27 protein-coding genes and 1 tRNA gene are annotated in these 19,762 nt (G+C 60.9%); 13 read left to right on the top strand and 15 right to left on the bottom strand.

What is annotated here, in order from left to right; all coding sequences use genetic code 11:
- Positions 1-38 precede the first annotated feature (38 nt).
- From RYZ20_RS10975 to RYZ20_RS10960, 4 genes are all read left to right on the top strand, one after another.
- Positions 39-689, top strand: coding sequence for a DUF2291 family protein (locus RYZ20_RS10975; RefSeq protein WP_317673406.1), 651 nt, complete (start codon positions 39-41; stop codon positions 687-689).
- Positions 686-2,230, top strand: a complete 1,545-nt coding sequence (locus RYZ20_RS10970) for a sugar ABC transporter ATP-binding protein (protein WP_317673404.1) — start codon at positions 686-688, stop codon at positions 2,228-2,230. Before RYZ20_RS10975 ends, RYZ20_RS10970 begins: the two co-directional genes overlap by 4 nt.
- A gap of 27 nt (positions 2,231-2,257) precedes the next feature.
- The gene (locus RYZ20_RS10965) at positions 2,258-3,289 is read left to right on the top strand and encodes an ABC transporter permease (protein WP_317673401.1); all 1,032 of its coding nucleotides are present in this window, start codon (positions 2,258-2,260) and stop codon (positions 3,287-3,289) included.
- Positions 3,290-3,407: 118 nt separating this feature from the next.
- On the top strand, positions 3,408-4,352 hold the full coding sequence (locus tag RYZ20_RS10960; RefSeq protein WP_317673399.1) for a D-ribose ABC transporter substrate-binding protein: 945 nt from the start codon (positions 3,408-3,410) through the stop codon (positions 4,350-4,352).
- Between the two features lie 425 nt (positions 4,353-4,777).
- Here RYZ20_RS10960 and RYZ20_RS10955 read toward each other — a convergent pair whose 3' ends face one another.
- Positions 4,778-5,644 carry an integrase core domain-containing protein gene (locus RYZ20_RS10955; protein ID WP_317673397.1) on the bottom strand — a complete coding sequence of 289 codons (867 nt, stop codon included), beginning with the start codon at positions 5,642-5,644 and terminating at the stop codon, positions 4,778-4,780.
- Between the two features lie 34 nt (positions 5,645-5,678).
- On the opposite strand from RYZ20_RS10955, the gene RYZ20_RS10950 reads away from it, so the two are divergent.
- The 9 genes from RYZ20_RS10950 to RYZ20_RS10910 all read left to right on the top strand — a co-directional run bounded on the left by RYZ20_RS10950 (position 5,679) and on the right by RYZ20_RS10910 (position 10,742).
- Positions 5,679-6,332 carry a hypothetical protein gene (locus RYZ20_RS10950; protein ID WP_317673395.1) on the top strand — a complete coding sequence of 218 codons (654 nt, stop codon included), beginning with the start codon at positions 5,679-5,681 and terminating at the stop codon, positions 6,330-6,332.
- A complete protein-coding gene (locus RYZ20_RS10945) occupies positions 6,332-6,763 on the top strand; it encodes a phage tail protein (protein WP_317673393.1) in 432 nt (143 codons plus the stop codon). The genes RYZ20_RS10950 and RYZ20_RS10945 overlap by 1 nt, the downstream gene beginning before the upstream one ends.
- Positions 6,764-6,785: 22 nt before the next feature.
- A complete protein-coding gene (locus RYZ20_RS10940; RefSeq protein ID WP_317673391.1) occupies positions 6,786-6,989 on the top strand; it encodes a tail protein X in 204 nt (67 codons plus the stop codon).
- Positions 6,990-6,992: 3 nt separating this feature from the next.
- Positions 6,993-7,964 (top strand): contractile injection system protein, VgrG/Pvc8 family, encoded by a 972-nt coding sequence (locus tag RYZ20_RS10935; protein WP_317673389.1) that lies wholly within the window; start codon positions 6,993-6,995, stop codon positions 7,962-7,964.
- 73 nt (positions 7,965-8,037) lie between these two features.
- Positions 8,038-8,355: a DUF1353 domain-containing protein gene (locus RYZ20_RS10930; RefSeq protein ID WP_317673387.1), complete on the top strand. Its 318-nt coding sequence runs from the start codon at positions 8,038-8,040 to the stop codon at positions 8,353-8,355.
- Position 8,356: 1 nt separating this feature from the next.
- Complete coding sequence (locus RYZ20_RS10925) at positions 8,357-8,578, top strand: hypothetical protein (RefSeq protein WP_317673385.1); 222 nt, start codon at positions 8,357-8,359, stop codon at positions 8,576-8,578.
- Positions 8,579-8,723: 145 nt separating this feature from the next.
- The gene (locus tag RYZ20_RS10920) at positions 8,724-9,728 is read left to right on the top strand and encodes a glutathione S-transferase family protein (RefSeq protein WP_317673383.1); all 1,005 of its coding nucleotides are present in this window, start codon (positions 8,724-8,726) and stop codon (positions 9,726-9,728) included.
- A gap of 10 nt (positions 9,729-9,738) precedes the next feature.
- Positions 9,739-10,125: a hypothetical protein gene (locus RYZ20_RS10915; protein WP_317673381.1), complete on the top strand. Its 387-nt coding sequence runs from the start codon at positions 9,739-9,741 to the stop codon at positions 10,123-10,125.
- A 5-nt stretch (positions 10,126-10,130) separates the two neighbouring features.
- Positions 10,131-10,742: a hypothetical protein gene (locus RYZ20_RS10910; protein WP_317673379.1), complete on the top strand. Its 612-nt coding sequence runs from the start codon at positions 10,131-10,133 to the stop codon at positions 10,740-10,742.
- A gap of 154 nt (positions 10,743-10,896) precedes the next feature.
- Here the strand turns inward: RYZ20_RS10910 and RYZ20_RS10905 are convergent.
- The 14 genes from RYZ20_RS10905 to murA all read right to left on the bottom strand — a co-directional run bounded on the left by RYZ20_RS10905 (position 10,897) and on the right by murA (position 19,760).
- Positions 10,897-10,972, bottom strand: a tRNA-Phe gene (locus RYZ20_RS10905).
- 170 nt (positions 10,973-11,142) lie between these two features.
- The gene (locus RYZ20_RS10900; protein ID WP_317673377.1) at positions 11,143-11,364 is read right to left on the bottom strand and encodes a hypothetical protein; all 222 of its coding nucleotides are present in this window, start codon (positions 11,362-11,364) and stop codon (positions 11,143-11,145) included.
- Positions 11,365-11,637: 273 nt separating this feature from the next.
- Positions 11,638-11,823, bottom strand: coding sequence for a DNA gyrase inhibitor YacG (locus tag RYZ20_RS10895; RefSeq protein WP_317673375.1), 186 nt, complete (start codon positions 11,821-11,823; stop codon positions 11,638-11,640).
- On the bottom strand, positions 11,820-12,860 hold the full coding sequence (locus RYZ20_RS10890; protein WP_317673373.1) for a ribonuclease E/G: 1,041 nt from the start codon (positions 12,858-12,860) through the stop codon (positions 11,820-11,822). The genes RYZ20_RS10895 and RYZ20_RS10890 overlap by 4 nt, the downstream gene beginning before the upstream one ends.
- Positions 12,857-13,429 carry a Maf family protein gene (locus RYZ20_RS10885; protein WP_317673371.1) on the bottom strand — a complete coding sequence of 191 codons (573 nt, stop codon included), beginning with the start codon at positions 13,427-13,429 and terminating at the stop codon, positions 12,857-12,859. The genes RYZ20_RS10890 and RYZ20_RS10885 overlap by 4 nt, the downstream gene beginning before the upstream one ends.
- 7 nt (positions 13,430-13,436) lie before the next feature.
- A complete protein-coding gene (gene infA / locus RYZ20_RS10880; RefSeq protein WP_036716789.1) occupies positions 13,437-13,655 on the bottom strand; it encodes a translation initiation factor IF-1 in 219 nt (72 codons plus the stop codon).
- An 82-nt stretch (positions 13,656-13,737) separates the two neighbouring features.
- Positions 13,738-14,631, bottom strand: a complete 894-nt coding sequence (locus RYZ20_RS10875; protein ID WP_317673684.1) for a carbon-nitrogen hydrolase family protein — start codon at positions 14,629-14,631, stop codon at positions 13,738-13,740.
- A gap of 5 nt (positions 14,632-14,636) precedes the next feature.
- Positions 14,637-15,218 carry a GNAT family N-acetyltransferase gene (locus RYZ20_RS10870; RefSeq protein ID WP_317673366.1) on the bottom strand — a complete coding sequence of 194 codons (582 nt, stop codon included), beginning with the start codon at positions 15,216-15,218 and terminating at the stop codon, positions 14,637-14,639.
- Complete coding sequence (locus RYZ20_RS10865; protein ID WP_317673364.1) at positions 15,218-15,625, bottom strand: ketosteroid isomerase-related protein; 408 nt, start codon at positions 15,623-15,625, stop codon at positions 15,218-15,220. Before RYZ20_RS10865 ends, RYZ20_RS10870 begins: the two co-directional genes overlap by 1 nt.
- Positions 15,626-15,711: 86 nt before the next feature.
- Positions 15,712-16,164 (bottom strand): arsenate-mycothiol transferase ArsC, encoded by a 453-nt coding sequence (locus RYZ20_RS10860; RefSeq protein ID WP_317673362.1) that lies wholly within the window; start codon positions 16,162-16,164, stop codon positions 15,712-15,714.
- A 3-nt stretch (positions 16,165-16,167) separates the two neighbouring features.
- On the bottom strand, positions 16,168-16,647 hold the full coding sequence (locus RYZ20_RS10855; RefSeq protein ID WP_317673360.1) for a UPF0262 family protein: 480 nt from the start codon (positions 16,645-16,647) through the stop codon (positions 16,168-16,170).
- A complete protein-coding gene (gene hisD / locus RYZ20_RS10850) occupies positions 16,647-17,957 on the bottom strand; it encodes a histidinol dehydrogenase (protein ID WP_317673358.1) in 1,311 nt (436 codons plus the stop codon). Before hisD ends, RYZ20_RS10855 begins: the two co-directional genes overlap by 1 nt.
- Positions 17,958-18,015: 58 nt before the next feature.
- Complete coding sequence (locus RYZ20_RS10845; protein ID WP_317673356.1) at positions 18,016-18,495, bottom strand: DUF2948 family protein; 480 nt, start codon at positions 18,493-18,495, stop codon at positions 18,016-18,018.
- Entirely contained in the window at positions 18,492-19,760 is a 1,269-nt protein-coding gene (murA, locus tag RYZ20_RS10840; RefSeq protein WP_317673354.1) for a UDP-N-acetylglucosamine 1-carboxyvinyltransferase, read from the bottom strand. The genes RYZ20_RS10845 and murA overlap by 4 nt, the downstream gene beginning before the upstream one ends.
- Positions 19,761-19,762: the final 2 nt, after the last annotated feature.

Below are 19,762 nucleotides of genomic sequence, written 5' to 3'. Positions count from 1 at the left end.
CGGGCGCCGGAGGGGCGCGGAATTGGGAGGGATGCGCGATGAGTGCTGCGAATGTCACTATCGGAAACAAGCCGCGGATCAGCCGCCGGTCGCTGGTTCTTGGCGGGGTCGGTGTGGCTGTGGTTGCGGCGATTGCGCTGGATACGACCGTTGTGCGGATCGGCTCTGAGGCGGATTTGCGCCAGCAGGCATTTTCGCCGGACAGCTATGGCGCGCAGGAATTCCCGCGTATCCGCAAGCATGTTCTGACCCGCGCCGCCGATGCGGGGGCGCTGGTGGCGCAAATTGCCAGCGATAAGGCGAGCGCGATCAAGGCGCATGGCACCGAGGGTGGTGTCGGCCCGATTTTTGCGGTGCGCCTGCATGGTGTTGTCGGCAAGGGCAAGGGCGGTATTCATGATGTCGCCGCCGAAGGGGTCGAAGGCGTGCGGGTGCGCGTCCAGTTCGGTCCTGCGATCAATGGCACCGATCTGCGTGACGTGCCCGGTGATATTGCCTTTGGCCAGTTCAAGAACCAGATCGAGTATCAGGACGCAGGTGCGGGGATTAACCGCGCGATGAAGGCGGCCGTGCTGGATGGCATCGACGGCGCTGCGCTTGAGGGCAAGCAGGTTTCCGTGACCGGCGTCTTTCGCCTGATCAATCCGAAAATGTGGCTGATCACGCCGGTTGAGGTGCAGGTCCAATGACGCTTCACCCGAACTCCTTTATTCCGCAAGAGGGTGGCGAGGTCGTCATGTCGGCGCGCCATGTCGAAAAGACCTATGGCGCGACCCGTGCGCTCAAGGGCGTGAATTTCGATATCCATCGCGGGCAGGTGACCACGCTGTTCGGCGAGAATGGGGCTGGAAAATCCACTCTTATGAAGGTCTTATCTGGGGTTATTCAACCGACGACGGGTGAGGTTTTGCTCGATGGCCAGCCGGTAATCTTTCACAACTCCAACCACGCCCGCGCGATGGGCATCTCGATTATCCATCAGGAATTGTCGCTCGCCCCGAACCTGAGCGTGCGCGACAACATCTTTATGGGCCGCGAGATCATGACGCGCGGCGGTGTCGATTTCGCCGAGGAAGAGCGGATTACCCGTGAGCTGATGGCCGAGCTTGAAGAAGAGATCGACCCGCTGACCCCGGTCGAGGAATTGCGCCTTGGTCAGCAGCAGATCGTCGAGATCGCCCGTGCGCTTCAGGCCAAATCGCGCATTCTGATCATGGACGAGCCGACCTCGGCACTGTCGGCCTCGGAGGTCGAGGTGCTGTTCAAGGTGATCCGCGATCTGACCTCGAAGGGCGTGTCGATTGTCTATATCTCGCACCATCTGGAAGAGGCGCTGCAAGTGACCGACCACGCGGTCGTTCTGCGCGACGGGGCGATGACGGCCTATGCGCCGCGCGCCGAGATTGATCTGGAATGGATCGTGCGCAACATGGTGGGCGACCATTTCGATCTGGGCAGCCCCCCCGAGACCACCTTTGGCGCGCCTGCGCTGACGATCGAGCAGCTTTGCGTGGCCGATCCGTCGGGGCATGGGCTGGCCGTCGATCACCTTGATCTGGAGGTCCGCGCGGGCGAGATCGTCTGCATTTACGGGCTGATGGGGGCAGGGCGCACCGAGATGATGGAATGTGCGGCCGGACGTATCCGGGCTGCGGGCGGGGCTGTGCGTCTGATGGGGCGCGATGTTTCGCATCTCTCGATTGCCGAGCGGATCGCGCAAGGGCTGGTGCTGGTCCCCGAAGACCGCCAGCGCGACGGCCTGGTGCAGACGATGACAGTGGGGCAGAACCTGTCGCTCGCCTCGATTGCCGCGTTCACGCGCGGGCTCTTTACCTCGACCAAAGCCGAGGCGCAGGTCGTGGAAAACTCGATCCGCGAAGTGACCGTCAAGACCGACGGTGGCGGTGCGATGATCGGCTCTCTTTCGGGGGGGAACCAGCAAAAAGTCGTTATTGGCAAGATGTTGGCGACACATCCTGATGTGATTTTGCTGGATGAGCCCTCGCGCGGGATCGACATCGGTGCCAAGGCCGAGGTGTTCAAGCTGCTTGCCAAAGGGGCCGCGGAAAAAGGGCTGGCGGTTCTTTATTCGACCTCCGAGGTGGGCGAGTGCCTTTCGATCGCGCATCGGATCATCGTGATGCATCGCGGGAAGATTTCTGCGGTCTTTGACCACACTGTCTCGAAAGAAGAGATCATGGCCGCCTCGGGCGAAGCCGTGGTCCACTGAACGCAACGGAACCGGAAAATGGCTGATATGACCACAAATCAAAAAACCACCGGAGCACCGGGCCTGAATATCGGGCGGCTTTTGCTGGAAGGGCGCGCGTTTTTCGCCCTGATCGCGATCATTGCAACCTTCTCGGTGCTCTCGCCCAACTATTTCAGCGCCTCGAACTTCCTGATTATGTCCAGCCATGTGGCGATCTTCGGCCTTCTGGCGGTAGGGATGCTTTTGGTGATCCTGAACGGCGGGATCGACCTGTCTGTTGGCTCGACGCTGGGGCTGTCGGGGGTGGTTGCGGGCTTTCTGATGCAAGGGGTCGAGATCCCCGCGATGGGGGTGATCCTCTATCCGCCGGTCTGGGCCGTGGTGGTGCTGACGCTGGCACTTGGAGCCTTTGTCGGCGCGGTGAACGGTGTGCTGATCGCCTTCTTCCGGGTGCCCGCCTTTGTCGCCACGCTTGGCACGCTTTATGTGGCGCGCGGTGTGGCGCTGTTGATGACCAACGGGCTGACCTATAACAACCTTGGCGGGGCGGAAAGCTTTGGCAACACGGGCTTTGACTGGCTTGGCTTCAACCGCATCGCGGGGGTTCCGATCGGTGTGATCGTGCTTGCGCTTGTTGCGATTGCGGCGGGCGTGATGCTGGCGCGTTCGGCCTTTGGGCGCTGGCTTTATGCCTCGGGCGGGAACGCCCGCGCGGCAGAGCTTTCGGGGGTGCCGACGCGCTATGTGCAGGTCATGGTCTATGTGCTTTCGGGGGTTTGCGCGGCGGTTGCGGGGCTTGTGCTTAGCTCGCAGCTGACCTCGGCTGGCCCGACCGCGGGAACCACCTATGAGCTGACCGCGATTGCGGCGGTGGTGATCGGTGGCGCGGCGCTGACCGGCGGGCGCGGCAATGTGCGCGGCACGATGCTGGGCGCGTTCGTGATCGGGTTTCTTTCCGACGGCCTCGTGATCATCGGCGTCTCGGCCTATTGGCAGACCGTCTTTACCGGCGCGGTGATCGTGCTGGCAGTGCTGCTCAACAGCCTTCAATACGGCGGTGTCGGGCGGCGCAGCTAAGCCTCGCCCCGCACCAAACGCTCTTCGAATTCTTCTGCGATTGAACCCGGGCCGGAGGAGCCCGGCATCGGAGAAGGCTTGCCGAATAACCGGCTTACAACCCCAAGGGAGGATCCCAATGAACCTGACCAAACGTGCTCTGCTCGCTTCTTTCGTTGCTCTGCCGCTGATGGCGTCGACCGCTCTGGCTGACGGGCTGATCTCGATCATCGTTAACGACCCGTCGAACCCCTACTGGTTCACCGAAGGCGAAGTGGCGAAGAAAACCGCCGAGGATATGGGCTATGAGGCGAATGTCGCGGCCCACAAGGGCGACACCAACACCGAGTCGAACCTGATCGACACCGCCATCACCAACAAGGCCCGCGCGATCATCCTTGATCCGGCGAATGCTGACGGTTCGGTCGGCGCGGTGAAAAAGGCTGTGGATGCGGGTATTCCGGTCTTTATCGTGAACGCCGAGATCAACACCGCCGGTCTGGCGAAGGCGCAGCTAGTGTCGAACAACGCACAGGGCGCGGCCCTTGGCGCATCTGCATGGGTTGAGGCTGTGGGCGGCGAGGGCGACTATGTCGAACTCTTCGGCGCACCGTCGGATAACAACGCGCAGACCCGTTCGAACGGCTTTGAGACCGTGCTGAGCCAATACCCCGACCTGACCAAAAAGGCGCAGGAAGTGGCCAACTGGGACCGCACGCAAGGCTACACCAAGATGCAGTCGATGCTTCAGGCGAACCCCGATATCAAGGGCGTGATCTCGGGCAATGACGAGATGGCTCTTGGCGCGATTGCAGCGTTGAAAGAGGCGGGCAAGCTGGACGGTATGGTCGTGGGCGGCTTTGACGGCTCGCCGGACTCGGTTGATGCGGTGAAGGCGGGCGAGCTGGCCTATACCGTGCTCCAGCCGGTCGCGATCTTCTCGGCCGAGGCGGTGAAGCAGGCCGATCACTTCATCAACACCGGCAATCTGGCCGTCGAGACCGAAAAGCAGTTGTTCGACTGCCTGCTGATCGACGCCTCGAACGCCGACAAATACACCGCAGCCTTCACGCTGTCGGAATAATCACGCGGGAAGGGGGCCATCTGGCCCCCTTTCATTTGCGCCCTTGACCCTTCTTGCTTCGCCCCGGAGGGTGCCAAGTTAGGCCGTCACATGATTTCCGTGCTAAAGTCAGCAAGAAAGCGCTCCAGCACATTGCCGCGTTGGGAACTTCGGCCTTAATTTCGTCGGTAGTCGGAGGCTGTTAGGGAGCCTGCTGCGTTATGATCGAGGGGCTCAACGAGATGGTAAATGCTCTGCCGCATCGTCGGCGCCGGCTTGATGACGAGACCTTCTGATCACCGCGTTTATGGCCATCCCTGAGACGGGTGCCAAAATGTAGGCGCGACCCATCACGTTGACACAGCAGAGTTTTTTAAGGTCTGGGGTGGAACCCGGCAAGAGCAATTCGACCTTATACCATCTTCTGATCTTCGTGGCTCGGATATTCACGCGGCCTCGCGGGTGTAGGATGTGACGATGCCGCCAAGCTGGCGTCTGCGGCGGATCGGGCCGTCACAGGTCGGCCGGAAGTCGACTTGCAGCACGTTGTTGCCGATTTCCCGCCCACGATGTGGTCGCTCAACGTTGTAGTGGCGCACCCAGGTCCGCAGGATGTAATCGAGTTGGGGGCGGCTGAAGCAGACGAAGAAGTCGAGGCATTCGCGCTTGAGGCTGCTAATGAACGATTCCGCGAAGCCGTTTGCGTCTGGCGCTCTGTGCGGGATCTGAATGACTCGAGCAGTTTCCGACTCCCAGACTGTATCGAAGCTTGCGCTGAATTTGGTGTCGGCATCGCGGATCAGGAACTCCGGCGTGATGCCTTGTTTTTCGCACCACATCAGAGCGTTGCGAGCCTGCTGGGTCACCCAAGCCGAGTCCGGGGCATAGGTCGGTGCGCTGCAGAAGACGCGGCGGCTGCCGAGATGGATGAACATCAGCACATAAGCCGTCCTTGGCCCGCGTAGCGTGAACACGGTCTTCGAGAAGAAGTCGCAGGCGACCATGGTTTCCCTATGCGCGCGGATGAACGTGGCCCAGGGCAGGGCGGGCTTCTTCTTGCGCTTTTCCGGACTCGGGTGGATGCCTGCCTCGTTCAGGATGCGTTTGACCGAGTTGGCACCGGCATAAAGCCCGAGCTTTTTCAGCTCGCCCGCGATCCGCTTGTAGCCCCAAAGAAGGTTTTCAGATCCGATACGGATGACGACATCGCGCAGCTCTTGCGTCAAACGCGGTCGCCCTAGCGCTTTGAAGGGGCGGCCCACGCGCATCTGGGCGAGCCAGCGCTTGTAAGTTGCGGGCTTGGCCACCTCCATCAGCCCGTCGATCTCGTGACCGAACTCCTCTCCAATGCGCAGCAGCTCGGCCTTGGGCGTACCTGACGAGATCGTGCAGGCGTTCCGCGAATTCAGCCTGTTTGATACCGGCGTGGCACTGTTGCAGGGTCTGTGGGATGGCATGGCCTCGCTTGTGCCACAGATGGTTTCCGCAATTTCCGCGAAACTCTCGGCCATTGTGCCGTCTTGGATGAAAGATGCCTGGAACTGGGTAAGCGGGGGCGGTGATGGCGCTGATGTGGCCGCTGCCGCAGAATCAGCCGCAGCGGTTGACGAGTTTGCAGGCGGGCGTGACAGTGGTGGACCGGTGCGTGCGGGCATTCCCTATCTCGTTGGCGAGCGTCAGCCCGAAATTTTTGTGCCTGGCGTATCGGGAAGCATTCTTCCGACGCGGGTTCTGAAGGCGGCGATGGCCGCGTCCGCATTGGCTACGCCAGTCGCGGCGATGCCTTCGAAGGCAGAGATCGCCGCAACCCTTGATCGGCGCCCTGTGATTTCGGCTCCGGCGGCAGCACCGCAGATTACCCGTCACGGAGACACAATCACGATCAACATCCATCCGCACGCAGGCATGAGCGCAGAGGACGTTGGTCGAGAGGTTGAACGCCGTCTGGCGCGCCGTGAAAACGCGCGCCGTGCGGATCTGCATGACGGGGTGGATTACTGATGTCGATCGGGTTGGTCATGATGGCGCTTGGCGGCTTCCGGTTCGGAATGACGAACGGGGCTTACCAGCAATTCTCACGCAGCGCCGGGTATCGCTGGAACAAGGTCGATCGGCTCGGTCGTGAACCCGCCTTGCAGTATCTCGGCCCCGACACGCAAGAGGTCACGATCGAGGGTGTGATCTACCCCCATTTCAAGGGTGGTTTGCGTCAGGTCGATCTGATGCGCCTGAAGGCGGACACCGGCATGCCGATGATGATGGTCGACGGGCTTGGCTGGGTCTGGAAAAAGTGGGTGATCGTGCGGGTGGAAGAGCGCAAGAGCTATTTCCTGCGTGATGGTGCGCCCCGCAAGATCGAGTTCTCGCTGACCCTGAACAGCTATGGCCCGGATGCGGGTGGCTTGGCCTCAATCGTCGGAGGGCTTCTCTGATGTGTTCACTTGAGGACGAGAAATGACCACCTATCGCACGAACGACGGAGACATGGTCGATGCCATTTGCAAGGCGCATTATGGCAGCGAGGAGATGACCACGGTTGTCTATACCGCCAACCCCGGCCTTGCCGCCCTCGGGCCGATCCTGCCGAACGGTATTCTGATTGATCTGCCAGATCGTGCGGAAACCACAACCCGCAAACCGATCCGGCTGTGGGGTTGATCCATGCACGTCGCGTATCAGATCATCGCGGATGGCACGGACGTCACCAGCAATTTTCAGGACCGCCTGATCAGTCTGACCATCACCGATGAGGCGGGCCAGAAATCTGACACGGCCGAGATCGTGATCAATGATCGTGATTACCTTGTTGCGCTGCCGAAAACCGGCGCAAAGCTCCAGATCGCGATGGGCTTCAAAGGTGATCTGGTCGATCTGGGAACCTTCGTCGTCGATGATGTTAGCGGCCAGCTCGCCCCCGATACGATGACGATCAGTGCCAAAGCGGCCGATATGCTGGGCGGCATCCGCGCCCGAAAAACACGCAGTTGGTTCAAGGTGACCATCGCAGACATTGTTGACAAGATCGCCGGTGAACACGGCCTTAAACCGCTTGTAAGTGAGGGCTTGAAAGCCTGTTCATACGCCTATCAGGCGCAGACCTCGGAAAGTGATCTGAACTTCCTTACCCGTCTGGCAAAGGGTCTCGACGCCGTAGCCAAACCCGCAGGCGGCTACCTGATTTTCTCCAAACGCGGCGAGGGTAAAGCGGCAGATGGATCGGAACTGCCCGTTTTCGTCGTAGATCGCCGCCAGATGAAAGGCGGGTCGTGGCAGATTACGGGGCGAGGCAAGTATGGGCGTGTCACCGCCGAATGGGGCGAGCGCGGCACAGCCACGACCCACAAAGTGACCGCCGGAGACAAAGAGCCAGAACTGGCGCTGCGCCATCGCCACCCCACCGAGGCCGAAGCCCAAAATGCGGTCGATGCTGCCCTTGCGCGTTCGCGCCGGGCCCGCGGCAAGATCAGCATCGAACTGGGCGGCTTTTGGGGCGATCTCATGGCCGAGGCCAAAGTCGATCTTCAGGGTATCAAGCCCGAGTTGACCGGGGAGTGGTTGATCACCCGCGTTCAGCACCGCCTGAGCAACACTCTGACCACCAGCTTCGATGCAGAGCGCGACAATGAGGGGTAATGAAATGAGCGCAACGCCTGACGTCTCATGGTGCCGCCAAGGCGGTAGCCGGGGCTATGTGTCCACAGTTTGCGTGAGCTGGAACCTGATGTGGAAGGGATCGCCCTTTGTCCTGGACATCCCGGCCGGGCGTGAATTTGAAAGCTCGGTGCCGCGCAGTCTGCGCTGGATTTGGTCGCCCGATGACCCGTATTTTCTGCGCGCGGCCCTGATCCATGACGTGCTGCTTGAAAGCGGCGCACGCGGTTTCGAGGCCGATAGCCAATGGCGCGCCGCTGCGCTGGCCAATCATGCGCCGCCATTCCGGACCGGTGTGGCCTACGCAGGCATGATTATGCGGCGCTACCTCCAGTGGGTCATTCAGCCCCCCGGCAACGCGGAGGGCCTGTAAGATGACCTATCGCGACAAAGTCGGGCATTTCGCTGTGGGCGCCCTGATCGCGACGGGCGTGGGCGGACTGACAGGCTGGCCGATTGGCTTCGGCTTGGCTGTCACCGCCGGGCTTCTTAAAGAGGCATGGGATAGTGAAGGACACGGCCATGTGGAGGCTATGGATTTCGTTGCGACCGCCGCTGGCGGTGTGCTGGGAGCGGTGATGGTAGCCGTAACGTAAGACGGACAACCCAAAGAAGACTCGCCGAATCGACATATCGCTGCGAAAAATAGTAAATAGCTGTTTCACGGAGAATATGTTGTTGAACGTTTTGGATTGCCTTCAGAGGCGAATGAATTGGACTTCCGCACGAACCGTCCTTGTTATGGCAGGCCTTCAGCCAGGCAAAGGGTTTGCCAAAACACAAGAGAAATACCAAACTGACTCTGAGGCTTTATTGAATGTTCAAGGAAAGCTAGAGGACAGCCTGAAAGAGCACATCCTTTGTGGAGGGAAGTTCACCAAGCTCTATCCTATCGACGAAGCACACAAAGAGCTCGTGCAGACGCGAATAGCCGCTCTCTCACCGAATGAGTGTGTGGCGGCGGAAACCTACCCGTTACTGCTTAGTGATGAACAGCTTTCCGCGCAGAAGTCCGGTAAAATTGATTTGGTTTCCGTCGAGAAAAACGATGATGGTATCGGGGCAGTATTTAGCTCCGTATTCAAAATGCGGGTTCGGGAAGAGATCGACTTTAATGATCTAGCTGAATTTGAAAACCTGCGTGAGAGCTTTGACGAAATCATTGGCCTAAAATTCAAGCCTGTGCAGTTGTTCCATGTGGTTTGGATGCCGCACTTTCGGCCGCAGCTTGAAATTCGCGCAGACTGTCCGCGTGGGATCAAAGAAGCGGATATACACAGCATTCACTCTGTGCTGAAGGCTATGATCATTGATCTAGGACTTGCGAACATTGATCAATCCATCAATCTTTTTCCTGCGGTGAAGGGCTTCTACGAAGATAAAAGGGATGGGCTCGTATCCGAGATAACTTTTTCAACAGTGACGTCTGCAATCAAACACGAAAAGATGCTGCGCCGTGGCGTTGTGATGGTCGACCAGAGGGAGGAAGCCTATCACCTAGCGGGTAAGGATGCTCTGGATGAGGATATACGAGTATTCAAAATCACGGTTGAGTGGCCGAAAGTCGAAGACAGCTTTAATTTCTGCCCTTCATTGTCTCTTGCCGCGAGCGGCCCATCTGGAGCAGAAGGCAATCGCGATCCAAGGATTTCAGGCGTGCTGATTGAGAATTGTTTTCGTGCTATAGATTATGAGTTTGTTATAGATCGGCTTGGTATCCAAGCACGGTTAGCCCCCGAGGAATAGGCCGTCGCCGATGGAAGCGATTGCACTCACATATGAAAGATTGAAGCGTCTTCCGTTACCAGAAGGCGTTCTTTCTCGGTGTGAGCATATCTCAAGGAAGCTCGATAAGCTTTCGCCGGGACAGGGCAAATTTCTTACCCTGGATTTTTTTGCTTCCGAAGGGGATCAAGACGTCGAGGTGATACAAGCTGTAAATCTGTTGTGTTCACAACCCAATAGCCCACTTAGATCGGGTGGGTACATCGTTGATGAGGGTGAGTTTGTTTTCTTGGAGAATGAGGATTTTCTAGAAACTCTTCGAACAGGAGACTTAGTTCATCCTGAAACGGGCGAGTTGATACGTGGCGGAAGCAATCAGGTCTTCCTGTATTTTTTCATCGAGCCAGAAGGAAAATAGGCGAGTTGAAAGTTGACCGACCGGTAGCGTTGGCGGAATTGCCGTTACCCTTGCAGTTAGGGCTGCAATTTAATGCTGCGACTTCACATGCTGACAGGTATCGTATCATTCGAGAACTGCTCGACCATTCATTTCTTCATCTGACCGACAGTAGGAAGGAATTCGCTGCGTCATCGGAAGACGCCCTGACTTGCACAGTCATCCTTGGTCTTACATCGGTCGGCGTATCGGCCATCCACGACAAGCAAATCGGTGGACATGCTGACTTAGTCGTCGAGGGCCGTGACAATTTCCGCTGGATAGGCGAAGCAAAGTTATATTCCGGACCATCGCAAGTGCATGGTGGCTATCTTCAGCTCACGACACGCTATGGCGTTTCACAGCCAGGGCGCGACAGTGGCGATTTGATCATCTACTGTAAAAGAGACAATGCGACGACCAAGTTGGAAGGGTGGAAAGGCTATCTTTTCAAAAAAACCACTGGTGTCACCCTGGTTGAACCACTCGATCCAGAACGGCCGTTCGAGTTTAAGACTGTAGCAACATGTGAAGCGACTGGGCTTCCTTTCAATACAAGGCATGTCATTGTGCCGATGTATCACAATCCCAAGAAGTGATTATCACAAACGGTGCTGCTGCAACTTTATCTGTCACTCACTGAAAAAAATTTTGGCGAGCTACACTAAGCGCCACGCTTGAAAATTTCCCTGCAAAAGCTGGCGCGCGGCTACAAGTGATACGAGCGCAAGCCTTTGTTTTATTGGGTAAAAATGGTGCCCGGAGGCGGATTCGAACCACCGACACGCGGATTTTCAATCCGCTGCTCTACCAACTGAGCTATCCGGGCACTGGGCGCTTGGCCTCGTGTGAGCGGGTTACTAGACGAGGGCGTGGGGGCTGTCCAGAGGGTTTTGCGGATTTTTTCGCGTGGAGCGAAATTTCTTCTGGGTGTAGCCGCGCGCCAGCTTTTGCAGAGAATTACAACGGCTTTTGCAGGGAAATTTTCAAGCGTGGCGCTTAGGCCAGCGCCACCATCACCGCTCCCGTCACTCCGCCCGCCACGGTCGCGCCGAAATCCAGAGCCTCCACATGGCTGTGTCCCTCGCTATCCCATGCCGCTTTGAGAAGTCCGGCGGTGCCAGCCAAGCCTAGGCCAAGCTGCCAGCAGGTTGACCCACCGGTGCCGATTGCGATCCCCGCGCCGAACGCAAAATGGCCCGCTTCATCGCGCCACGTCAAAACCCGCCCTCATCGACCTCTGGTGCGTCGTAAGACGGCAGGGTGACGGGCCCGTCTGTGGCTATTTCAAGCGGCGCTGGAAACAGCGTCTCCTGCGGCGCGTTTATCTCTGTGCAATCGAACTTTCATATCGTCAGCCACCCAATAGCGGCCCCGATCCCCTTGAGACGTTAGGTTTTTTGGCGCTTTTTGGGGGAATGAAATCCGCTTCTCTTTCAACTGCAAAAGTTAGCCCCCCACTGCACGGGGCCGCGAAATTCCCGCGAATACAGGCTAGTGAAGCGGGCCGTCATCCGTGCCAAACGGGTCGCTCGGGGCGCGCTCTTCCTCTTCGGCGATGTCGCCGGGGATCACATAAGAGCCGTTCAGCCATTTGGCCAGATCAATGTCGGCGCAGCGTTTCGAGCAGAAGGGGCGGAACTTTGGGTCTGCCTCTTTGGCGCAGATCGGGCAGCTCATTCCGTGCCCCCGATCAGCATGGCGCGGGCGACGCGGTCGCGCTTGCGCTGCATCTCGAAATTGCCAAGAGGGGTCCATCCGGCAAGGCTGGTTTCGGTCTCGCCCTTGATCGCGGCGCGTAGCTGTTGTTCGAGCGCCTGACGGTCGCGCTTGGGCATCGGCGCAAAGTCGATGGTGATCTGGCCACCAAGGCCGCGCAGACGCAACTGGCGGGGCAATTCACGCGCGGCGATGATATTGGCCTTGAGGGCGGCGGCGGGCGAGGTGTCGTTGCCGGTGTTCACATCGACCGCGACAAGCGCGCGGGTCGGCTCGATCATCATGTAGCCCGAGCCGGGCAGGTCGACGCGCGGAGAGGCCAGTGCCTCGATCGCGTCCAGCACGCCGTGGGTGGCGAAATCGCCCTCGATCACCTCGTCGGGGGCAGGTTCGGCCCATTCGCGCCAGGCTTCTTCATGGGGGGTGGGGGCGTCGACCAGCAACTCGGGCGCGCCGTCGAGATCGGCCATTACGGCCTCGGCCAGATCGCGCATCGCGGCGATGTCCTCGACGATCTCGCCGTCTTCGGTGCCCTCACAGGCCGAGCGCAGGATCAGCCCCATATCGGAGCCTTCCATCACCATATCGGCCAGCGCTTGCAGCCCATCGCGGGTCTCTTCGTCGCGGATGCGGCGCGAGATATTCAGCCCCGGAGCCCCCGGAGTCACGATAGCGTAGCGCGATTTGAACAGGACGCGCAGCGACACGGGCAGCGCTTTGCCGGGTTCTGCCCCGCCTGCGACCTGACAGATGACCGTGTCGCCCGGTCGCAGCCCTTTGCCTTCGCGCAGAAAGCCGGTCTGACCTTCGGGGAGATCGACGAACACCCCGCCTTGGCCCTTCATCTGTCGCCCAAGCTTCGCGCGGCATATCGCGCCAGGGGGCAGGGGAGCGAACCCGGAGCTGTCGATCAGCAGGTCTTCAAGCTGGCCATCCACCATCAGCGCGGCGGCCTCAAGCCCGTTGATCTGGCCCAGAATGACGCTGCGACCCTTCATGCCCGCTCTCCTTTGATGCCGCTCGCGGCCAATAGCGTTGCTGTTTCGGCCAAAGGCAGGCCCACCACGCCGGTAAACGAGCCTTGAATCCACGGTATGAACGCGCCAGCGAGGCCTTGAATTGCGTAGCCGCCAGCTTTGCCTTGCCACTCGCCCGAGGCAAGATAGCCGTTCACATCCTCGTTCGACAGCGGACGGAATTTCACGATGGTATCGACAAGGCGTTCACGCAATCCAGTGGGGCCGCGCACGGCGACAGCGGTCAGCACATGATGGCGCCGACCTGACAGAAGCCAAAGGAACTCGGCCGCCTCGGCCTCGTTTTCGGGTTTTCCAAGAATGCGCCGCCCGCAGGTGACGGTGGTGTCGGCGGCAAGGATCACCTCATCAGCCGCGCACTCCAGCGCCATCGCCTTTTCGCGCGCCATGCGCGCCACGTAATCGCGGGGAAGCTCGCCCTTCAGGGGCGTCTCGTCGATGTCGGCCGGGCGCAGATCGTCCGGCACCAGACCAAGCTGGCCCAGAAGCTCGCGCCGCCTCGGGCTTGCCGATCCCAGAACCAGTTTCATGAGGCGCTTACTTGAAGCGGTAGTTGATGCGACCCTTCGTCAGGTCGTAGGTGTTCATTTCCACCTGAACCTTGTCGCCAGCCAGAACGCGGATGCGGTTCTTGCGCATCTTGCCTGCCATATGCGCGATGATCTCATGGCCGTTTTCCAGCTCGACCTTGAACGTCGCATTCGGCAGGAGTTCCTTTACGACGCCGGGGAATTCGAGCATTTCTTCCTTGGCCATGGTCACTCCATATCTGAAAACCCGCCAAAATCTGCGGGCGCCGCCTAAATGCGCCCGGATCAGTTAAAATTCAAGCGCAATATCAGGGATTGAAGGGCTTTTCGCGCGCGATCCGCGTTTTCGCGATGCGTGCGGACTGTTCGGACCAGTGCTGGAAGGGCAAAACGGCCCCGTCCGCGCGCGATCTGACGACCAGATCAAGGTCCACGCGCGCGATCACCCAGCCGGAGGCATCCATATCGCCTTGCGCCAGAATGCCGGTTTCCGGCCAGCCGCGGTCCGCGGGGCCAAAGATTGCCGCAGCCCCTCGGTTTTCGTCGATCGCAGGACACCACATCGCGTCGCCCACGGTCGGCGCCTGCACCACGACGCACTGGTTTTCCAGCGCGCGCGCCATCGCGCCCACACGCACCCGCGTATAGCCCGCCACCGTATCGGTGCACGACGGCACAAGCACGATCTCGGCGCCCATCTCGCATAGCTGGCGCGCGAGCAGTGGAAACTCGCTGTCGTAGCAGACCGCTACGCCGATCTTGCCTATCGCGGTCTCGAACAGCGTTAGATCGCCGCCCGAAGAGACCGACCACTCCTCGCGCTCGAACCGCGTCATGATCTGCTTGTCCTGATGCCCGATCAGCCCCATCGGACCGAAGAGCGACGCGCGATTGACCCGCTTGCCGCCCTCGACCACCGGCCCCGAGGGCGCAAGGATATAGACGTCATGCGCGCGGGCGAGGCGGGCAAACAGCGCCTCCATCTGCGCGCGGTGGGCGACAACCTCGTGCAATGCGGCCTCAAGATCACCCGCGACCGCCGTGCCGCCAAGCGACGCCAGCTCCATCGCGCCATATTCGGGAAAGACCAGCAGTTCCGCGCCCTGATCGGTCGCATCGCGGACCCAGCCTTCGGCCTTGGCCTCGTAGGCGGCCCAATCTGCCAGCCAGTCAAGCGGGTAGGCAGCAGCGGCGATGGTCAGGGAATTCATAGGCTGCGCCCCCAGAATTGCAGCGGTTTCGTGGTTTGGTGGTCGTCGCCCAGATCGGTCCAGTCGAAATGCGCGATTACGCCGTCCATCGGCGCATAGCCGCGTTTGCGCCAGAAGGCGTCAAGCGGGCGGTAGCTGGCGGGGCGGAGCGGATGATCGACGGGCCGGATGACCGAGCAAAAGGCCGAATGCGTGCGGCCAAGCGCGCGGGCGTGCGCCTCTCGGTGGTCAAAGAATGCGTGTCCCAGACCGCGCCCGCGATAGTCAGGCAGCAGAACCGACTCGGCGCAGTAGAACACCTGCTCCAGATCCAGCCCCGTGCCCGCGAAGGGGGCGGCAAAATCGCGGGCGTGATCTTCAAGCGGGGTTCCGGTCGCCGCCCCCACAAGCTGCGCCCCGTCGAACGCCCCCACCACGACCGCGCGGGTGTTGTTGCGATAGCTTTCCAGATAGCGCCGTTCATAGTCCAGCGAGCCATCATAGATATAGGGCCAGTCGCGAAACACCGCGATGCGCAGCCGCGCCACATCGTCAAGTGCAGCATCCAGCGCGTCGCCCGTGAGGGTGCGAACCTCCATCACGAGACCTGACGGACCCAGTCCGCAAGGTTGTAATAGGTCGTCACGCGGGCAATCCCGCGCTCATCAAGGGTAAAGAACGTGCCTGCGGGCAAGACGTATTCCTGCCCTTTCGCGGTCGGCAGATCGCCGTCGGTTTCCAGATAAACACCGTTCACGACAAACTCGGCTGCCGCGCGGGTTCCTGCGTCATTGGCCATGATGACGATGTCGGTCAGGTGCTCTTTGTAGCAGCGCGTCATATGAGCGTTGAAGTCGCGAAACGCCTCGGCGCCCTTGCGGATATTGCCCTCGTTGACGTGATGCTCGAACCCGGGCGACAAAAGCGCCTCCATCGCGTCGGTGTCGCCTGCGTTGAAGGCAGCATAATAGCGGGAAATCAGATCAAGGGCGGTTGCGCGGGGCATTGGAAACTCCTGTTGGTTTGGCTAGTCGTGCCACGCGTGCCGCGCCTCGTCAAACCCCGCGCGCGACACAATTCGCCCCGCTTGCGTCAGGCGTTGGGCGGGCCGAAACGATCAATCATGCGGCTGCGGATCTGTTCGCGCGTCTGGCGGTAGGCAGAAAGCTTGGCCTCGCGGGTTTCACCGATGCCGGTCGGGTCCATGATGTGCCAGTATTCGACCTCAAGGTGATAGACCCGCGTCAGTTCCAGCGCCTGGCGCTGCGAGGCGGGCGACAACGCGATCACCAGATCAAAGGCCGACAGATCGTCGCCCCATTCGCGCAACTGGTCGAAGGAGCGCACCTTGTGTCGGCTCAGGTCGATGCCCATTTCGGCCATCACCGCGATGGTGAAACCGTCCACTTCCAGTTCGGATTTCACGCCGACCGACTGCACATAACAGCCCGTGCCGTAAAAATGCTTCATCATCCCTTCGGCCATCGGCGAGCGCGTGGAGTTGTGGTCGCAGCAAAACAGAACCGAGGAGGGAAGCTCACCCATGCGTTACGACCTCGGCGTGAGCGCGCAAACAAGGGTGAACAGGCGCCGCGCGGTGTCGATGTCGATGGTCGCTTTGCCCTCAAGGCGCTCCTGCAGCAGGCGCGCGCCCTCGTTGTGGATGCCGCGCCGCGCCATGTCGATGGCCTCGATCTGCGAGGGCGGCAGGCGTTTCACCGCCTCGAAATAGCTTTCGCAGATCTGGAAATAGTCCTTCACGGTCTGGCGGAAGGGGCCGAAAGACAGGTGGAACTCGGCCACCTTGTCGCCCGCTTCGGTCGCGGTATCAAAGACCAGCCGCCCGTTGCGCACGGCCAGCAAAAGGGCGAACGGCCCTTCGGGCGCGTCGGCACCATCGCGGCCCGGTATCTGGAACGAGTTATCCTCAAGCAGGTCGAACACCGCCACGCGGCGTTCCTGCTCCATCTCGGGCGTGGGCGCGGGCAGGCCCGAATCGTCGATCTCAAGCCGCACAATCCGCGACATCACTCGTTCCCTTCATTGAGCGCATCAAGGCGCGCACGCACAGACAGGCCGTGGGCCTGCAAACTTTCGGACTTTGCCAGAACCTCGGCCGAGGGGCCGATGGCTTTAAGCGCCGCAGGGGTCATCTTGGCCAAAGTCGTGCGCTTGAGGAAGTCCAGAACGGACAGGCCAGACGAAAACCGCGCCGAGCGTGCCGTCGGCAACACATGGTTCGGGCCACCGATATAATCGCCGATGGCCTCGGGGGTGTAGCTGCCAAGGAAGATTGCGCCCGCATGGGTGATTTCGTCCGCCAGCGCGTCAGGGTCCGCGACGCACAGTTCAAGGTGTTCGGGGGCGGCGCGGTTCGACAGGGCTGCGGCCTCGGACAGATCGCGGGTCACGATCACCGCGCCAAAGTCCTGCCAGCTTGGCCCCGCAATCGCGCGGCGTTCCAGCGTTTCGAGGTGTTTCTCGACCGCGGCGACGACCGCGCGGCCCAGATCGGCGTCGGGCGTAATCAGGATCGACTGCGCCGAAGCATCGTGTTCGGCCTGACTAAGCAGATCAATCGCGATCCAGTCGGGGTTGGCGGTGCTGTCCGCAATCACCAGAATTTCCGACGGCCCCGCGATCATGTCGATGCCGACCTTGCCGAACACGCGGCGCTTGGCTGCGGCGACAAAGGCGTTGCCGGGGCCGGTGATCTTATCGACCGGCGTGATCGTGTCGGTGCCATAGGCCAGCGCGGCCACAGCCTGCGCACCGCCGATGCGGTAGACGGTATCCACGCCTGCAATCTTTGCCGCCAGCAGAACAAGCGGGTTCACCACGCCGTCGGGCGTCGGGCAGACAACAACAAGGCGCTCGACCCCCGCGACCTTGGCGGGGATCGCGTTCATCAGAACCGACGAGGGATAGCTTGCCAGCCCGCCCGGCACATAAAGCCCCGCCGCCGAAACAGGCGACCAGCGCCAGCCAAGTTCCGCGCCGGTGGGTTCGGTCCAGCGCGCATCCTCGGGCATCTGGCGCAGGTGATAGTCGCGGATGCGCTCGGCGGCCAGTTCAAGGGCTGCGCGTTCCTCGGGCGAGACTTTGGCGATTTCCGCCTCGATCTCTGCCTCCGAGAACGCCAGCGTTTCGGGTGTCAGATCCAGCCGGTCGAATTTCGACGTCAGCGCAATCACCGCCGCGTCACCGTTCGCGCGCACATCGGCGATGATCCCCGCCACGGCGGTATCGACATCGGGGCTGTCCTCGCGCTTCATTCCCAGAAGCTCGGTGAAGCGTAGATCGAAATCGGCGGCGCTGGTATCGAGGAAATGCGGCATCGGTCTCTCCTTGGTCGCCAAGGGGATAGAGCCTTGCGCGACGCTTGCCAAGCGGGGTTCAGTCGGGATGGTGCGGCGCTTTGCCTGAAACGGCGCGGTAGGGGCGGGTGACATCGCGCAGATCGACCGAAAGGCACTCGACCGAGGCCGCGATTGCCCCGTCGCCCGCCACGGTCAGGATCAGGCGCCCCGCGCCCTCGGATGTCTCTTCGAAACTCAGGTCGAGGACCGACAGCACCAGTTCGCGGTCCTTGCGATCCACGCCCATGCTCTGCACCGAGGCCACATCCGAAATCACCAGCAGCGATTGCACGCGTTCGAACGGGCGGCCCTCGGCCTCGGCGGCGTCCTTGTCCTCCCATCGAAAGCGGTTGAGAAGGCACGCCAAACGCCGCGCCTTGGCATCCCAGGCAATCTCCGAGGTCGGCAGAACCGCGTCTTGCACGAGTGCTGCAATCACCGACAGGTCTTCGGCGGTTTCGGCCCGAAGTGCCAGCGGGCCTTCGCTGCCATCCTCGAAGCGCGCGTCGCGGGTCATTCTTCTTTCACCCGCTCGATTTTGGCGCCCACCGCCTTGAGCTTGCGCACGAGGCGCTCGTAGCCGCGATCAAGGTGATAGACGCGGCGCACGATGGTTTCGCCCTCGGCGGCAAGCCCCGCGAGGATCAGCGAGACCGAGGCGCGCAGATCGGTCGCCATCACCGGCGCACCGCGCAGGCCCGTCACACCATGCACCGTTGCATGGCCGCCGTGCACGTCGATCTTGGCGCCCATCCGCATCAGTTCGGGCGCGTGCATGAAGCGGTTTTCGAAGATGGTTTCCTCCAGCACCGAGGTGCCTTCGGCGGTGCACAAAAGCGCCATCATCTGCGCTTGCAGGTCGGTCGGGAAGCCGGGGTAAGGCTCGGTCACGATGTCGACCGCGCGGATGCGGTCGCCCTTGCGTTTGACCTTCAGGCCGCGCGCGGTTTCCTCGACCGAGATGCCCGCCGCGTCCAGTTTCTCGCAGAAGCTTTCCAAAAGGTTGATCCGCCCGCCCAGGCACTCCACCTCGCCGCCCGCAATCGCAGGGGCCAGCATATAGGTGCCAAGCTCGATCCGGTCGGTCACGACAGGGTGGGTTGCACCGTGCAGGCGGTCCACCCCCTGAATCTCGATGGTCGAGGTGCCGTCGCCCTCGATCTGGGCACCCATCTTGCGCAGGCAATCGGCCAGATCGACGATCTCCGGCTCGCGGGCTGCGTTTTTCAATACACTCGTGCCCTTGGCCAGAACCGCCGCCATCAGGAAGTTTTCCGTCGCCCCGACCGAGGCAAAGCGCATCTCGTGGACCGCGCCCTTCAGCCCGCCTTGGGTTTTCGCGTGCAGATAGCCGTCTTTCAGCTCGATCTGCGCGCCAAGGGATTCGAGTGCGTCGATGTGAATATCCATCGGGCGCGCGCCAATCGCGCAGCCGCCGGGCAGCGAGACAACCGCATGACCCAGCCGCGCCAGAAGCGGCCCCAGCACAAGGTTCGAGGCGCGCATCTTGCGCACGATGTCATAGTCCGCGACCGGGTTCATTTCGCCATGCGAGGCCATCGCCAGAACCTGACCGTCCTGCAACTGCGTCACCTCGGCGCCAAGCGAGGCCAGAAGCTGCTTCATCGTCGCAATATCTGACAGGCGCGGCGCATTGGTCAGCGTCAGCGGCTCTTCCGACAAAAGCGTCGCCGGCATCAGTGCCAGGCAGGCGTTCTTGGCCCCCGCAATCGGAATCTCGCCATTCAGCGGCCCGTTGCCCGTTACGATAATCTGATCCATGC

Source organism: Pseudothioclava alba (genome assembly GCF_033100795.1).
GTDB lineage: Bacteria > Pseudomonadota > Alphaproteobacteria > Rhodobacterales > Rhodobacteraceae > Pseudothioclava.
The sequence above is the reverse complement of the archived record's forward strand: the minus strand, read 5'-3'. Positions and strand labels throughout refer to the sequence as shown.

What these genes read in the sequence shown, in the direction of transcription:
- RYZ20_RS10975 (WP_317673406.1), top strand. Translation starts at nt 39, where the DNA reads ATGAGTGCTGCGAATGTCACTATCGGAAACAAGCCGCGGATCAGCCGC.
- RYZ20_RS10970 (WP_317673404.1), top strand. Translation starts at nt 686, where the DNA reads ATGACGCTTCACCCGAACTCCTTTATTCCGCAAGAGGGTGGCGAGGTC.
- RYZ20_RS10965 (WP_317673401.1), top strand. Translation starts at nt 2,258, where the DNA reads ATGACCACAAATCAAAAAACCACCGGAGCACCGGGCCTGAATATCGGG.
- RYZ20_RS10960 (WP_317673399.1), top strand. Translation starts at nt 3,408, where the DNA reads ATGAACCTGACCAAACGTGCTCTGCTCGCTTCTTTCGTTGCTCTGCCG.
- RYZ20_RS10955 (WP_317673397.1), bottom strand. Translation starts at nt 5,644, where the DNA reads ATGGAGGTGGCCAAGCCCGCAACTTACAAGCGCTGGCTCGCCCAGATG.
- RYZ20_RS10950 (WP_317673395.1), top strand. Translation starts at nt 5,679, where the DNA reads ATGCGCAGCAGCTCGGCCTTGGGCGTACCTGACGAGATCGTGCAGGCG.
- RYZ20_RS10945 (WP_317673393.1), top strand. Translation starts at nt 6,332, where the DNA reads ATGTCGATCGGGTTGGTCATGATGGCGCTTGGCGGCTTCCGGTTCGGA.
- RYZ20_RS10940 (WP_317673391.1), top strand. Translation starts at nt 6,786, where the DNA reads ATGACCACCTATCGCACGAACGACGGAGACATGGTCGATGCCATTTGC.
- RYZ20_RS10935 (WP_317673389.1), top strand. Translation starts at nt 6,993, where the DNA reads ATGCACGTCGCGTATCAGATCATCGCGGATGGCACGGACGTCACCAGC.
- RYZ20_RS10925 (WP_317673385.1), top strand. Translation starts at nt 8,357, where the DNA reads ATGACCTATCGCGACAAAGTCGGGCATTTCGCTGTGGGCGCCCTGATC.
- RYZ20_RS10920 (WP_317673383.1), top strand. Translation starts at nt 8,724, where the DNA reads ATGGCAGGCCTTCAGCCAGGCAAAGGGTTTGCCAAAACACAAGAGAAA.
- RYZ20_RS10915 (WP_317673381.1), top strand. Translation starts at nt 9,739, where the DNA reads ATGGAAGCGATTGCACTCACATATGAAAGATTGAAGCGTCTTCCGTTA.
- RYZ20_RS10895 (WP_317673375.1), bottom strand. Translation starts at nt 11,823, where the DNA reads ATGAGCTGCCCGATCTGCGCCAAAGAGGCAGACCCAAAGTTCCGCCCC.
- RYZ20_RS10890 (WP_317673373.1), bottom strand. Translation starts at nt 12,860, where the DNA reads ATGAAGGGTCGCAGCGTCATTCTGGGCCAGATCAACGGGCTTGAGGCC.
- RYZ20_RS10885 (WP_317673371.1), bottom strand. Translation starts at nt 13,429, where the DNA reads ATGAAACTGGTTCTGGGATCGGCAAGCCCGAGGCGGCGCGAGCTTCTG.
- infA (WP_036716789.1), bottom strand. Translation starts at nt 13,655, where the DNA reads ATGGCCAAGGAAGAAATGCTCGAATTCCCCGGCGTCGTAAAGGAACTC.
- RYZ20_RS10870 (WP_317673366.1), bottom strand. Translation starts at nt 15,218, where the DNA reads ATGGAGGTTCGCACCCTCACGGGCGACGCGCTGGATGCTGCACTTGAC.
- RYZ20_RS10865 (WP_317673364.1), bottom strand. Translation starts at nt 15,625, where the DNA reads ATGCCCCGCGCAACCGCCCTTGATCTGATTTCCCGCTATTATGCTGCC.
- RYZ20_RS10860 (WP_317673362.1), bottom strand. Translation starts at nt 16,164, where the DNA reads ATGGGTGAGCTTCCCTCCTCGGTTCTGTTTTGCTGCGACCACAACTCC.
- RYZ20_RS10855 (WP_317673360.1), bottom strand. Translation starts at nt 16,647, where the DNA reads ATGTCGCGGATTGTGCGGCTTGAGATCGACGATTCGGGCCTGCCCGCG.
- hisD (WP_317673358.1), bottom strand. Translation starts at nt 17,957, where the DNA reads ATGCCGCATTTCCTCGATACCAGCGCCGCCGATTTCGATCTACGCTTC.
- RYZ20_RS10845 (WP_317673356.1), bottom strand. Translation starts at nt 18,495, where the DNA reads ATGACCCGCGACGCGCGCTTCGAGGATGGCAGCGAAGGCCCGCTGGCA.
- murA (WP_317673354.1), bottom strand. Translation starts at nt 19,760, where the DNA reads ATGGATCAGATTATCGTAACGGGCAACGGGCCGCTGAATGGCGAGATT.